11 protein-coding genes are annotated in these 14181 nt (G+C 45.2%); 1 reads left to right on the top strand and 10 read right to left on the bottom strand.

Translation table 11 applies throughout. The features are described from left to right. Positions 1–53: 53 nt before the first annotated feature. Positions 54–332: a peptidylprolyl isomerase PpiC gene (ppiC, locus tag ACPEGP_RS01630; RefSeq protein WP_193031961.1), complete on the bottom strand. Its 279-nt coding sequence runs from the start codon at positions 330–332 to the stop codon at positions 54–56. Positions 333–442: 110 nt separating this feature from the next. Then, a complete protein-coding gene (rluF, locus tag ACPEGP_RS01625) occupies positions 443–1435 on the bottom strand; it encodes a 23S rRNA pseudouridine(2604) synthase RluF (RefSeq protein WP_423813734.1) in 993 nt (330 codons plus the stop codon). Between the two features lie 415 nt (positions 1436–1850). Between rluF and ACPEGP_RS01620 the strand changes: the two genes are divergently transcribed. Beyond that, positions 1851–2846 carry a diaminopimelate dehydrogenase gene (locus ACPEGP_RS01620; protein WP_423813733.1) on the top strand — a complete coding sequence of 332 codons (996 nt, stop codon included), beginning with the start codon at positions 1851–1853 and terminating at the stop codon, positions 2844–2846. A gap of 123 nt (positions 2847–2969) precedes the next feature. On the opposite strand, the gene ACPEGP_RS01615 is transcribed toward ACPEGP_RS01620, so the two are convergent. From ACPEGP_RS01615 to hglS, 8 genes are all read right to left on the bottom strand, one after another. After that, on the bottom strand, positions 2970–3683 hold the full coding sequence (locus tag ACPEGP_RS01615) for a DarT1-associated NADAR antitoxin family protein (protein WP_423814227.1): 714 nt from the start codon (positions 3681–3683) through the stop codon (positions 2970–2972). Between the two features lie 248 nt (positions 3684–3931). Continuing rightward, complete coding sequence (locus ACPEGP_RS01610; protein WP_423813732.1) at positions 3932–5251, bottom strand: short-chain fatty acid transporter; 1320 nt, start codon at positions 5249–5251, stop codon at positions 3932–3934. Between the two features lie 234 nt (positions 5252–5485). After that, complete coding sequence (locus tag ACPEGP_RS01605; RefSeq protein ID WP_423813731.1) at positions 5486–6739, bottom strand: NAD(P)/FAD-dependent oxidoreductase; 1254 nt, start codon at positions 6737–6739, stop codon at positions 5486–5488. Between the two features lie 91 nt (positions 6740–6830). Beyond that, positions 6831–7859: an ornithine cyclodeaminase family protein gene (locus ACPEGP_RS01600; RefSeq protein ID WP_423813730.1), complete on the bottom strand. Its 1029-nt coding sequence runs from the start codon at positions 7857–7859 to the stop codon at positions 6831–6833. Between the two features lie 238 nt (positions 7860–8097). Then, on the bottom strand, positions 8098–9384 hold the full coding sequence (locus ACPEGP_RS01595) for an NAD(P)/FAD-dependent oxidoreductase (protein WP_423813729.1): 1287 nt from the start codon (positions 9382–9384) through the stop codon (positions 8098–8100). A gap of 14 nt (positions 9385–9398) precedes the next feature. Continuing rightward, complete coding sequence (nhaC, locus tag ACPEGP_RS01590; protein WP_423813728.1) at positions 9399–10859, bottom strand: Na+/H+ antiporter NhaC; 1461 nt, start codon at positions 10857–10859, stop codon at positions 9399–9401. A gap of 151 nt (positions 10860–11010) precedes the next feature. Continuing rightward, positions 11011–12501: an aldehyde dehydrogenase family protein gene (locus tag ACPEGP_RS01585; RefSeq protein WP_423813727.1), complete on the bottom strand. Its 1491-nt coding sequence runs from the start codon at positions 12499–12501 to the stop codon at positions 11011–11013. A gap of 141 nt (positions 12502–12642) precedes the next feature. Then, positions 12643–14070: a 2-oxoadipate dioxygenase/decarboxylase HglS gene (hglS, locus tag ACPEGP_RS01580; RefSeq protein ID WP_423814226.1), complete on the bottom strand. Its 1428-nt coding sequence runs from the start codon at positions 14068–14070 to the stop codon at positions 12643–12645. Positions 14071–14181: the final 111 nt, after the last annotated feature.

Raw genomic sequence — 14181 nt, 5'->3', positions numbered from 1 at the left:
CGACTGGCGTTTTTATATAACTCTCGTGCATTGAGTAAATAAATACCTAACGCTTACGTCCTATAAAGCACCTTAACCACATGCCAGCCAAATTTAGTTTTCACTAAATGCGGGGTGAAAAGTTCGCCGTTAAAGCAAACTTTATCAAATGCTGGTACCATTTGACCTTTTTTAAACTCACCTAAGTTGCCGCCTTTTTTACCTGATGGGCAGGTTGAGTGTTTCTTAGCCAGCACGTCAAACTGCGCACCTTTTTTAAGTTTGGCCATAATGTCATCAGCCAGTTCTTTGTCTTTTACTAAAATGTGTAAGGCGCTAGCGGTACGAGCCATAATGTAAACTCTTTATAAAATATCGATTATCGGGGCATTATATCACTACTGAGTTTGGTGACTAACCTAACTTAAATGCTCTACTGCATCAAAAGTCATTACCTACTGGCCTATCGTTTTGAGGACCGCGAAGAACCTCGACCTTTTGAAGGACGTTTACCATTGGCCGCAGGTTTGCCACTGCCGCCAGACTTCTTGTTATCCCCGAAAGGACGCTTACCTTTAGAACCCGCTGGTTTTCTAGCGCCATCTTTGGGGTGTTTAGCATTGCCCTTTGCTGCGCCCGCTGGTTTTGAAAATTCTTTTGATTTTGATGAAGTATCAGTACGCGGTTTTTTTCGTGGCGACTTACGCGATTTCTTAGCCGCAGTATTGTCTTCTGAAGAAGAATCTTCTATAGATTTCAGTAAAACGGACAACTCTTTTGGGGTTAAATCTCGCCAGTCTCCAACGGGAATACCCTTTAGACTCACATTCATAATCCGTGTGCGTTCAAGCTTTACGACTTCATAGCCAAAATGCTCACACATACGGCGAATTTGACGGTTTAATCCCTGTACTAGCGTAATATTAAACACGGTAGGCGCTACCTTAGTCACCGGGCACTTTTTCGTCATTCTCCCCAAAATAGGTACGCCACCTGCTAGACCTTCAATAAAACTATCCGTTATCGGCTTATTGACCGTCACCACATAATCTTTTTCATGGTTATTACCCGCACGCAACACCTTATTAACCAAATCGCCATTGCTCGTTAAAAAGATTAAACCTTGAGAATCTTTATCCAGACGCCCAATCGGGAAAATACGGTCGCTATGTCCAACAAAATCAACGATATTGTTTTTCTCAGAGCTTTCTGTGGTGCTCACAATCCCGACTGGTTTGTTCAACGCAATAAAAATGAAATCGTCTGCTTCTCGTGGCTCAATGAGTTGCCCGTTAACTTTTACCGTATCTCCAGCAACCACTTGCGCACCTACTTGAGCACGTTTGCCATTGACGTACACGTTACCTTGTTCAATAAAACGGTCAGCGTCGCGCCGAGAGCAAATACCGCTTTCGCTAATATATTTATTTAAACGAGTCGAGGAAGTATTAAACATAAAGTGCCATTTTCACCTAATAAAAAGCTTTTTGTACTAAGAAAAAGACTGAATTGAATGAATAATCAATAACGAGATAGCTGACATTATATAGGAAATTCAGTACCTATTTTAAGAGAGATGAAGCCAAACCTATTTATCATCACTGAAAACAACTTAGCGACTCATTGAGGCAGTCATATTATGTAAAGTCCATACTTAACCTCATCTGAAATTTAGTATGACCGCGCCCTATCACTTGTAAAAATAATCCTCTAAAATAGATGCCATTTCTAGCAATCAGTTATTCATTACAGGGCAGATTACTGCGCATACTTTACTTCTCAGTAAGTATGAATTGCATAGCATTGTTACTTGTTACGTATCACTTTAGCAGTAACGGACTGTCCGCTTCATCAACGTAAGGCTAATCATAATGACATCAATAATTAGAGTCGCCATCGCCGGTTACGGCAACCTTGGCCGCGGCGCCCAAGCCGCCATTAAGCAAAGCCCAGACATGCAGCTGGTTTGTGTATTCAGCCGCCGCGATCCTGCCTCCGTCACCCTGATTGACGACAGCGTGCCCGTGTATGCGATGGACGATATTGCCCAATATAAAGACGACATAGACGTGCTGATATTGTGTGGTGGCTCTAAGTCTGATTTGCCTGAGCAAGGTCCAGCGCTCGCTGGTTTGTTTAATATCGTTGACAGTTTTGATACTCACGCCAAAATCCCTGAGTACTTTGCCGCGCTTGATACACCTGCCAAAAAAGCCAATAAAGTCGCCATGCTATCGGTCGGTTGGGATCCCGGTTTATTTTCTATCAACCGCTTATACGGCGAAGCCATTTTACCCGTTGGCGAAACCTACACCTTTTGGGGCAAAGGCTTAAGCCAAGGACATTCAGATGCGGTACGCCGCGTCGATGGCGTCAAATCAGGCGTGCAATATACCATTCCCTCAGAATCTGCGATGGAAAAAGTACGCAATGGTGAGCAGCCAACCCTGAGTACCCGCGAGAAACATACCCGCGAATGCTATATCGTGCTCGCTGATAGCGCCGATAGCGATAGCGTACGCGATACCATCGTCACCATGCCGGATTACTTTGCCGACTACGATACCACAGTGCACTTTATTGACGAGCAGACGTTTGAGCGTGACCATCAAAAAATGCCGCATGGTGGATTCGTTATTCGCAGTGGCGTAAGCGGTATGGATAATGCGCAAAACAATCAGGTGTTAGAGTTTTCGTTAAAGCTTGGCAGCAACCCTGAATTTACCGCCAGCGTGCTCGTGGCTTATGCCCGCGCTGCTTATAAAATGAATCAAGCAGGAGAGAATGGCGCAAAAACCGTCCTCGATGTCGCGCCTAGCTTGTTATCGCCTAAAACGCCTGCCCAGCTGCGTAAAGAGTTGCTGTAAGTACTGGCTATGAATTAGAAATAAAACCTCCACGCTAAAACAAAAAGCACCAAGCCATGCAAGCTCGGTGCTTTTTTTATACTTAACTGTCTTTATGTTCAAAAACTTAATTAAAAACACCAATCACAACAAACCATTTTCCAGAAGTTTAGCCGTATTACTGACTTTAAAGTCATGGTATAAATCATAAAACACAATCGGGTCTTCAACGCCATCAAGCAACCCACGTTTATTGAGCGCGACAAACATCGCTAGTGAATAGGCCGCACAATGGATAGATTTTTTGGGATTAAACTCACGATCGGTAAAGGCCTGATACTGCATAACCTCTTCATGCAGCTGAGGATTTTGCTTGAGCGCATTGACATACAGCCAATCATAAAACGCAGTCAATGGCTCAAGGCTCCACTCCATGCCAAAATAATCATAGCCAATCAGCTCACCAGAGGTTGTTAAACGCTCGTCTTTTTTGGCCTGTCTTGGTGCGACGGTCAGTAAGTCAAGATACGGCCCACCGTGCTCGAATACTTTACTGGCTTGCAAAGCATTTTCGACACTATAGGCTTGACCATCATGCTCATTGGTAATTTTTAAGCTTAATGGACTGAGCGGAAAACTGAGTTTATTGCCAGATTTGCTAGACAGCTCTAAGACATGGTTAAAGCCATATTTTTTGCGAATGACTTGATGCATATCTTTGATGGATTTTTTCTTTTGTCTACTGGCAAACCCCACATGGCGCTCAAACCTTACCATGTCCGTTTTGACCAAATTATCACTATTGACTCTAGGCATAAAGACCGGTTGATGCTCTACCGCGCTTGGCGTTTGTTCCATAGGATTCTGTCTTTGTTGCATCGTGATACGCCTTATATCAATGGTCTAGTATAAATATTTGGTTAAGAGAATTGATATGCTGCTTTATCAATGCTGCTTTAAGCGATTCATTTAATTTTAGGATAGCTATGATACCCCATTAGGGTTCGCATTTCATGGGGCGATATTGTTTTTTGCGTGAGGCGTTGTGGTTTTTCAAAAAAAAGCCTCACCTATAAACTAGGCAAGGCGGTTAACTACAGTCTTATTTATAAAAACAACAGCCCCACCCCAATCACAACACCGCTGACAATCAGCACAATGACACAAAAACCCATGATATCCTTGGCTTTGAGTCCAGCGATTGCCAAGGCAGGCAACGCCCAAAACGGTTGAATCATATTTGTCCAAGCGTCACCCCACGCTACCGCCATCGCAACTTTGGCGGGATCACTACCGAGCATCTCCGCCGCCTCTAACATAATTGGTGCTTGCACCGCCCATTGTCCGCCACCTGAGGGGACGAAAAAGTTAACCAGTCCTGCACTTAAGAAAGCAAAAAGCGGAAGCGTATCCACTGTCGAGACGTTAACAAACGCTTCTGACATCACTCCGGCTAAACCAGAAGCCGTCATCATACCCATAATCCCCGCATAAAATGGGAATTGAACGATAATACCGCCCGCCCCTTTAACCGCTTCTTGTATGGCAATCAAATACTTACGCGGCGTTCCGTGGAATATTATCCCAAGGAATAAAAACATGAAGTTCACCAAGTCGAGCGTTAAAGCAAAGCCGTTCTGCACAAAATAATAAACGATAAAAGCAATACCCAATAAGCCAATGACCATGGATAAAATCCAACTATTCTCTAAGCGCTCCGCTGGGGTCATCTCTGACTTTGCTGGAAGCGCCTCAACGATAGGGTCTACAAGAAGTTTTGGATCTACCGTAATCGTATCTTCTTTTTTCGGCATCATCAGACGGTTTAATAACGGCACGATAATGACCAATGCCGCGACGATAATTAAGTTATAGCTCGCAAAAATGGTAGCACTCGTTGGAATCACCCCAATCTTATCGACGAATGGATGGCCTTCTGTTGCAATGGATAATGGGATAGAGCCAGAGAAACCCGCATGCCAAATGATAAAACCAGAATACGCACTGGCAATAAGCAAACGGTAATCCACATTTTCGACACGTTTGGCCAACTCTTTTGCGAATAACGCGCCAATCACCAAGCCAAAGCCCCAGTTTATCCAGCTAGCGGCAAGGGACACCAAGGTGACCAATATAATCGCGCTACTGGGCGACTTTGCAAAGCTGGCCAGTTTGCCGAGCCCTTTTTTAAATATCGGACTACTGGCCAACACATAACCCGTAACCAGCACCAACACCATTTGCATGGAAAATGCCAGTAGTGCCCAAAACCCTTCGCCCCAAAACGCCACCATCTGTATCGGTGAGGAATCGGTCAGACCTAAGCCCATGACAAAAATAACCAAGGTCAAGATAATGACAAACAAAAATGGATCAGGTAAATATTTCTCCATTAAGCTGTTTGAGAAGCGTGTGATTCCTTTCATGTTTAAACTCCCTTTTTTATTTACATTTCCACTTCTTTTCTAAGCTTAATATTACCTCATTTCCATTTTTTCAGGGTGGGTGTTTGACTATCAATAGTACTAACGATATGCTTTAAGCGTTACGGCAAAACGCCCTAGCTCACGTATTAATCAGTAGGAACAAAAGTAAAAATCATGTTGCAAAAAAGAAAGATAGGAAAAGCAGGAAAGAGAGGAAGTCGCTGCGGAAAACGGTTAAAGATTAGCAGTAAAACGATGACTACTAAAGGGCTTAGCATCGATAAATAATGGCTTATTATGGATCATCTCTTCGATAAGACGTCCTGTGACGGGCCCTAATGTCAGCCCCTGATGAGCATGACCAAACGCAAACCACAAGTTAGTATGTTTTGATGCACGGCCAATCACTGGCTTCATATCAGGCATACAAGGCCGTGTCCCGCACCATGCTTCAGCCTCCACGGCATCTTCAAGTGGCACAAGCTTTCTTGCATGAGTCAGCACGGCTTCTAGTTGGGCGAATTTTTTTGGCGCGTCTAAATTTGCCATTTCAGCACCCGTGGTAACTCTGATACCTTGCTCCATTGCCCCCATCACAAACCCTTTATCAATATCGAACAAGCTATGTGAAAGGGCGTTTTTGGCCGTGATCTTAAAATGCTGATGGTAGCCACGCATAGGGAACATCGGTATGTTATAACCCAGTGGCTTGATAAGCTTAGCTGACCAAGGCCCTGCCGCTATCACGACATGCTGACAGACGTAGGTATCATCGCCGCATACAACTTGCCAGCCTTCTGCCGTTTGCATAATATCTGTCACGGTTGACTGCTTAACCTCGCCCGCCATGGCTGCAAAGCTTTTTGCATAAGCTTTCACCAAACGGCTAGGATTGTTTATTTGCCACGAGTTTTTCCAGTGGATACCGCCAATATAATCGGTAACATTTAGATTTGGCTCTAGGGCTTGCAGCGCTACTAGCGATAGCACTTGATACTCTACGCCTTGCTCCGCAGCCTTTACGGCTTTATTAATGGCTTTTTCAAAATGAATAGAGTTACGATGAAGCTCAATCCAGCCTATTTTACTGACCAGTGCTTCTGCGCCAGCCGCTTTAATCATCGGCTCGTGCTCATTGGTACAATGCTTAATCAGCGTCGCCCATTCTTTATCGATAACTTCGATATTTTTTGGGCTGGAATGTAGCCAGTACTGAAATAAAGGGCGCTGAGAACCATAAATTGCCGACCAACGGTAGCGAATATCGGTACGGTTATTTGGCAATACACTAGAAATCTCTTTAACACTTCGCGGAAAAGGTTTGGTATTGACCGCTTCTCTGGTGATAATGCCCGCATTACCATAGGAGGTTTCTTCTCCTGGGGGCTTTTTATCAAGTAAGAGTACCTGCGCGTTGTTTTTTTGCAGATGCCACGCGATAGAGGTTCCTACGATGCCTGCCCCAACTACAATCACGTCATAGCGCATATCAATACTCTTCAAGACAGTTAGACCAAAATAAAACCGTTGTCTTAAAAATCGTTGTCTTAAAAACTGTTACCTTAATAGCAGACAGCTTTTATAACGCAACAAACTGGCCCAAATCTTCTTTTTTGACCTTTTGAGCAACCTTTAAAGCGACGGCGGCATCAAAGCTTGCCGCGCCAACCGACTTAAACAGCGTGATACCTTTATCGACATTTAGGTCAATTTGCACTTTTTCATTGACCAAATCACTTAGCGTTCCCGTCAGCTTATCCCACGTCCAAGTACTATCAGCGTCTTCATGAGCCTGTATCAAATCGCCCGCTTCATGCAAGCCGCCCTCGGCGTCATCGATAATGACAGACGTGCTGGCTTCTATCACCGAATTGCTCACTTCCTTCATCGATGCTTGATAGGCGCCAACGGCATTGATATGAGCGTCGGCTTTTATCTGCGCCGCTTCGAACAAGCCTGACGTCGCACGCGTTGCCAAATTGATAATATCGGCGTCTTGAATCGCCGCTTCGATATCGTCGCAAACCGTAAAATCAACATCCCATTGTGGGTAGTCTTTTTTAAATTTCTCCTGAAATTTATGCGCGGTCTGCTTGGTTCGGTTCCAAAGATTCACCTGCTTGATATTTGGACGTACGGTAAGAATAGCATTAAGCTGTTCATACGCCATACCGCCCGTACCGACCACTGCTGCCACCTGACTATCGGGATTGGCTAAATATTTAGTTGCGATACCAGACAGCGCTGCGGTGCGTACTTGGGTGATATAGACCCCATCCAAAAAGGCCAACATCTCTCCTGTGTCATTGTCGGAGACCGTAACATTGGCCATGGTTGTCGGTTTATTGCGCTTAGGATTGTCTGGGCAGATAGTAACCAGCTTGACGATTGCATATTCATTAGTACCGTCAAATACCACTGCCGGCATGGATAAATGGCTGCCTAAGCTCTTCGTACTGCTTTCCTCAAAAGTTGGAATGACAAGGCGTTCAGGCGTTTTGACCCAAGTCGGATGCTCGCCTTGCACGTTGAGTAATTCCTCAATCGCCTCAATTGCCATCGACATGGTCAGCTGTTTTTTTACCGTATGAATGTCTAAAATTCGCATAATGTTCCTTAAACTGCCCTGTAATTTTATTATTAACAATCCCTAAATGTGACATTAAAAAAGCTAACAAGCAACCCGCCATTTATTAAAGCTTTTATCACGGTTTATAATTTTAAAATATTCTTAGCAATAAGCTTAAATGTATGACTTATAACGACGGTCATATTGACTATGATATTTATAAAATATTTAGTCGAATTTTAACCAAGTAAATAACCACACTATGTAAATAAACATGTTATCTGATAATTTTAAGGCATTGGCCAGCATGGTATAAAGTCAGTCCCAATTCCGTAAAGCCAGATTTAATGCCTGCAAAAGGGATTTTCGCTTCTTCTAAGGTCTTGAAGGGAATAGGTATACTCTCTCTATTACCAGTCAATATATACTCAGCAAAGCATTTACCCATGAGCGTACCGGTAGTAATACCGCGACCATTATAGGCCGTCGCGGTCAGCAAACCTTCATCGGGCTCCATCACGCGAAAGATATGATCTTGGGTAAAACCAAAGCTACCGCACCATTCATATTGCCAATTAAAGGCAGGCAGATCTGGATAATAGCTCTTTTGCACCGCATTGGCCCACGCTTGATAAAAGGATGTTGGTTTCATTTGCGTCCCACCAACCGTGCCCAATAATAGGCGATTGTCATTATCACGGCGGAAACTCGATAGCGCCAAGCGGGTATCCCATGCCCCTGTTTTATAAGGTAAAATGCGCTCTGCCGCCTCGCCGCTCAGTGGTTCAGAGGCGATTTGATAGTAATAAACCAGATAAAAAGTTTTCTTAATTTCTGTCCATTCGCCTTCGCTATAGGCATTGGTAGCGATGATGACGCGCTCAGACTTGACGCGCGCTTTGGCGGTTCTTGCATACCAATGACCGTCCACCTTTTCTAGTGCTTCAACGCCAGAATGCTCGTAAATCGTCACGCCAAGATTGGTGGCAACTTTGGCAAGCCCTCTGACATACGCCAGCGGATTGATGGTACCAGCGCGGTGGTCTAATAAAGCTTTATTAATACTGGTGGTACCGCAGTATTCATGGCATTTGCTGCCAGTCAATACCTCAACATTGGCACCGCGGCGGCGCAGCTGCTCGTATCTGATATCGACATCGATTTCACCTTTGGCATTATGCGCCATGTGAAGGTTGCCCGCTTGGGTGGCTTGGGCGTCGATATCATAGCGTTTGATTAGATCAAACACCAAACTTGGTGCTTGTCCAAGCGCTTGGGTCAAACGCTCACCGGCCACTTCACCCAGACTGATATTCAAGTCATCAGGGCGCGCCCACGTTCCGGCGTTGACTAGCCCAACGCTTTTTCCTGAGCCGCCACTACCGATGGTTTGGCTTTCAAGCAAGACAACTTTGACGCCTTTTTCAGCCAGATGAATCGCCGCTGACAATCCGGTATATCCGCCGCCAATGATGCACACCGCCGCTTGGGTATCGCTACTCATTTGGCTATAAGCATCAATATTAGGCGCGGTCATGTTCCATAAACACTGCTCTTGCAACATATCATCTTCCTTTATTAGCGCGCTTCATTGACAGAAAAAGCAACGTCGACCTTTTTTACTTCAGGCTCTTCGCGCGGTATAAATTTATCAAGGAACGCCCATAACAGTCCAAATAAAGGCGATAACCAACACGCAAAAGCAAAAGGTGCATAAGTCAATGTTGCTATCCCAAGTGTTGCTGCCACAAAGCTACCGCCCATATTCCACGGGATAAGGGGTGACAAAAGCGTACCAGTGTCTTCGATAGAGCGCGTCAAGGTTGTGCGCTTATAGCCCATGTTTTTATATTTGTCTTGTAATAAACGTCCTGGCAATACCAACGTCGTATACACATCACCGATTAACGTCCCAACTCCAAGAACACTGGCGTAGGTGGTAAGAATTAAACCGATACGCGACTTCACCGCTTTATCTATTTTGGCCATAATGGCTTTGAGCGTACCGTAGTGCTCAAGTGAACCGATAAAAGCAAGGGCAAAAATGGTCAAGGTAATGACCCATGTCATCGACATGACGCCGCCCTTTGACAACAATTGATCTACCACTTCAAAACCCGTCTCACTGACAAAGCCATTTTGTAAAACATTAAAAACATCACTCACGCCCACGCCTTGCATAAAGACGGCAATCACTGAGCCTACCAGCACCCCGCTTAATACGGTCGGTATCGCTGGCATTTTCATCACAGCGGCGACAATAACCACTAACGCTGGCAATAAGGTGATGACACTTAAATTGTAATTGGCCGCTAAGTTATCCTGCAATGCATGAATAGAAGACAAATCGATGCTATCGTCACCATAACCCATACCAATCCAAGCATAGAGCGCCAACGCCGTAATCATGGCGGGCACGGTCGTCGGCAGCATACCTTTGATATGATCCCAAAGGTCTACACCCGCCGCGGCTGGGGTTAAGTTAGTGGTATCTGATAGCGGTGACATTTTGTCGCCAAAAAAAGCACCGGAGACGATAGCCCCACCTGTTAGATGCGCGGGAAGACCCAGTCCCATGCCAATTCCCATCATCGCAAGACCTACCGTACCAACCGTGCCCCACGAGGTACCCGTAGCGACAGAAATAATGGCGCAAATAAGACAGACGGAAAATAAAAACGAGGAAGGCGAGAAAATACTAAAGCCGTAGTACAGAATGGTCGGCACGGTTCCGGCGATAATCCATGAGCCGATGAGCATACCGACGCCCATCAGGATAATCATCGCTGGCAAGCCGATTTTAATAACCTTTAAAAACCGCTCTTCCATACCTTGCCAACTACGGCCGCGCAGTTTCATAAACAAACCGGTGATTAAAATACCGCAGGCTAAGGGTATGTGGGGGGTGAAATCTTTGAAGACGAAAAACTGTATCATCAGAATGATGGCAGTCAATACAAGCGGCGCGATATCAAGTAAAAAGCTAGACGATGGATCATAACCGTCTATATCGGGGTTATGTGTTTTATCATCGATCATAATAGTTCTACCTTCCTTAGTAGTCGTCGATGGGAGTGGCAACCAATCCTTGATTGCTTATCATTTTTAGCCTGCCAAGCTTCTATAAAGTACGCTTGGCAGTTTATTTATAAATACATCAAATTAGCAAAAGTCTGTACTCACCTTTTTATTAACCAAAGCTAATGCCTTGGGCAAGTGGCAACTCTTTTGAGTAATTGATGGTATTGGTCTGACGGCGCATATAGACTTTCCACGCATCAGAGCCAGATTCACGGCCACCGCCAGTTTCTTTTTCACCGCCAAACGCGCCGCCAATCTCAGCGCCACTGGTACCGATATTAACGTTGGCAATACCGCAATCACTACCACGATCACTGAGGAAAATCTCCGCCTCACGCAAATCATTGGTAAATACGCATGATGATAGGCCTTGTGGCACATCGTTTTGCATCTCAATCGCTTCATCAAAATCTTGGTAGGTCATGACATAAAGAATGGGCGCGAACGTCTCGCTTCTGGCGACATCGTTTTGCTCGTCAAACTCGACAATGGCAGGCGTTACGTAATAGGCGTTAGGATATTTGTCTGCAAGGACGCGCTCGCCGCCCGTGACCGTGCCGCCCGCTTCTCGCGCCTTTTTTAACGCCGCTTGCATATTATTAAAGCTGTCTTCATCGATCAGTGGACCGACAAGATTACCTTCTAGTGGATGACCGATACTGACGGTTTCATAAGCGGATTTGATGCGCGGTAGGATGTCGTCTTTGATAGATTCATGCACAAATAGACGACGCAATGTCGTACAGCGCTGCCCCGCCGTCCCAACCGCGGAGAATAAAATGCCGCGTAACGCTAAGTCTAAATCTGCACTTGGTGCCAAAATCATGGCGTTGTTGCCGCCAAGCTCAAGCAAGCATTTACCAAAACGGTTGGCAACTTTTGGCCCGACTTCTCGGCCCATACGCGTACTGCCGGTGGCGCTGACCAAAGCAACATCTTTATGCTCAACCAAGGCGTTACCGACATCGGTTTTACCGAGTAAGACTTGCGATAGATGGTCTGGCGCATCGCCAAATTTGGCCAAGGCTTTTTCAAACAGTGCCTGACAGGCCAAAGCGACAAGCGGGGTTTTTTCTGATGGTTTCCAAATCACCGGGTTACCGCAGACGATAGCCAGTGCGGCATTCCAAGACCAAACCGCAACGGGAAAGTTAAAGGCTGAGATGACACCAATCACACCGAGCGGATGCCATGTCTCACGCATGTGATGGCCTGGACGCTCTGACGCAATCGTCAAACCATAAAGTTGACGAGACACCCCGACGGCAAAGTCACAAATATCAATCATTTCTTGCACTTCGCCTAGGCCTTCTTCTTTGATCTTGCCCGCTTCATATGACACCAGCATACCCAAGTCTTCTTTATGCTCGCGCAGCACTTCACCGAGCAGGCGCACCAGCTCGCCACGTCTTGGCGCCGGCACCACGCGCCACTCTTTAAAAGCTTTTTTGGCATTGGCAATCTTGGTATTGACCTCATCAACGCTGTCCAAGGTTATACTGCCAATCACCGAGCCATCAATCGGGCTATTGACGTCAAAATCACCATTTTGATATTGCACTTCTTCGACGCCCATCGCGGCCATATACTGCTTGATCATAGTCCATCCCTTTTATTAATTTATACTTCCTTGAAGACTTATTAACTTAACTTGCACCCAGCTAAGTTGCAAAATAATTAATTTCGTACTGCCATTCCTTTTTGGAATGCTCATTAATAGTTTCAATTATCTATCTCTGTTTTAGATAACACCATTTAAAGCTTTATTATTTAGATTCGCCAAACACGCTTTGAGACTTTGCGCTTGCAGCGTTTGATAAAGCGCTAGCTCATCGTAAACCTGAGCGCCCAAAGCATTCTCAAACGCTTCTTTATTAGTATGAACTTCACCCTTACTTTGTTTGCCGCCGTTTTCATTATCGTTTTCATTGTCGTTTGTGCTGTCGTCATGCAGATTGGACTGAAAAATCCCCGCCGCACTGACAGGTAAAAAATCCTCATAAACGATAGGTTCTAGGCGAATCATTCCTTGCTCAAGCAAATCAGTAACCACTTGCTTTGATAAAGAGTCATTTACGTTTTCTACGTCTATAGAATCTAGCGTTGGCTCGTTATCTGTATCGCTATCGACCGCTTGATAGTAAAAATACGCCAAACCTTCATCATGCAGCGTTTGATAATCATCAGGGAACGCTGCAAATGCACTTTCTAAAATCTGATAATACTCTGAGGCGTTATCGGCATTTGGCGTCACAGCTAACTGGCGGCGAGCTTGGCTAAGCAGTTGATCATAAAGCGCTCTACCTTTGGACGTTAAAGCCACGCCGCGCTGCTCAATCTCACCAAAGCGCGCAGTATGATGACCCGTTTCATAGCCGCCGTTAGGATTTTTAAAGCTAACCGCTTCTTCTAACGCTTTAAAACTTGTCTGACGCAATAAAATAGGACATCTCCGTCTCGGTGGTCCTTCTATAATGGCTTTTGGCGGAATACCTTTTGCCTGCATACCAGCTTGTACCGCATCGATATCTAAGGTTCGAGGGGTTAAATGATTGATGTGCGGGCCTTTAAAACCCACGACGTCAGCGATAAGTCCATGTTGGCTTAATAGTTGCTGATAAAGCACTTTTGAGACGGGCGTATTATCATGCCAGCGAAAGGTTTCTAACGCTTCTTTAACAAATTGCTTAGCGTCTTCCGCCGTCAACCCGCCCTGCGCCTCAAAGCGCTTAATTAAATTAATAACGTTATCTGTAAAGATAGTGCGCTTATCCAAAGCAGCAATCGCTTCTTGTTTTAATGCTTCATCATCTATCAAATCAAGGCGCAATAGAGAAGTAAAAACGCGAAAGGGACTTTTATTTAAAGACTGCGTGTCAATCGCTCGAAACGCCGTAGAGTGCACAGGCACGCCAGCGGGCGCCAAATCATAGTAACCAACGGGGTACATGCCCATCACCGCAAACAGCCTGCGCATCATGCTTAGCTCAGCGGCGGTGCCTAATCTGATCGCACCGTGGCGCTCCATACCTAGCCTATCAATCTCTCCAGTGTGCTCAAGTTGCTGCCTAATTTCAGGCTGCTTATTTAATACTTCAGTATTTACCTCGCTCACCAAATCAATGAGGTCACCATATAACGGCACTTCTTTTTGGTACATCTCTGACATGGCGAGAGAAAAATCGTGGCGAATATCATCGCTATTGATAAAGGTAGGGTTCACAAGTATGTATCCTTTTTAATTAAGATATTTTTAGATAAAAACAGTCGTCTCAGAAAC

The organism is Psychrobacter sp. 219-2-C, assembly GCF_049560815.1.
Taxonomy (GTDB): Bacteria; Pseudomonadota; Gammaproteobacteria; order Pseudomonadales; family Moraxellaceae; genus Psychrobacter; species Psychrobacter faecalis.
The sequence above is the reverse complement of the archived record's forward strand: the minus strand, read 5'-3'. Positions and strand labels throughout refer to the sequence as shown.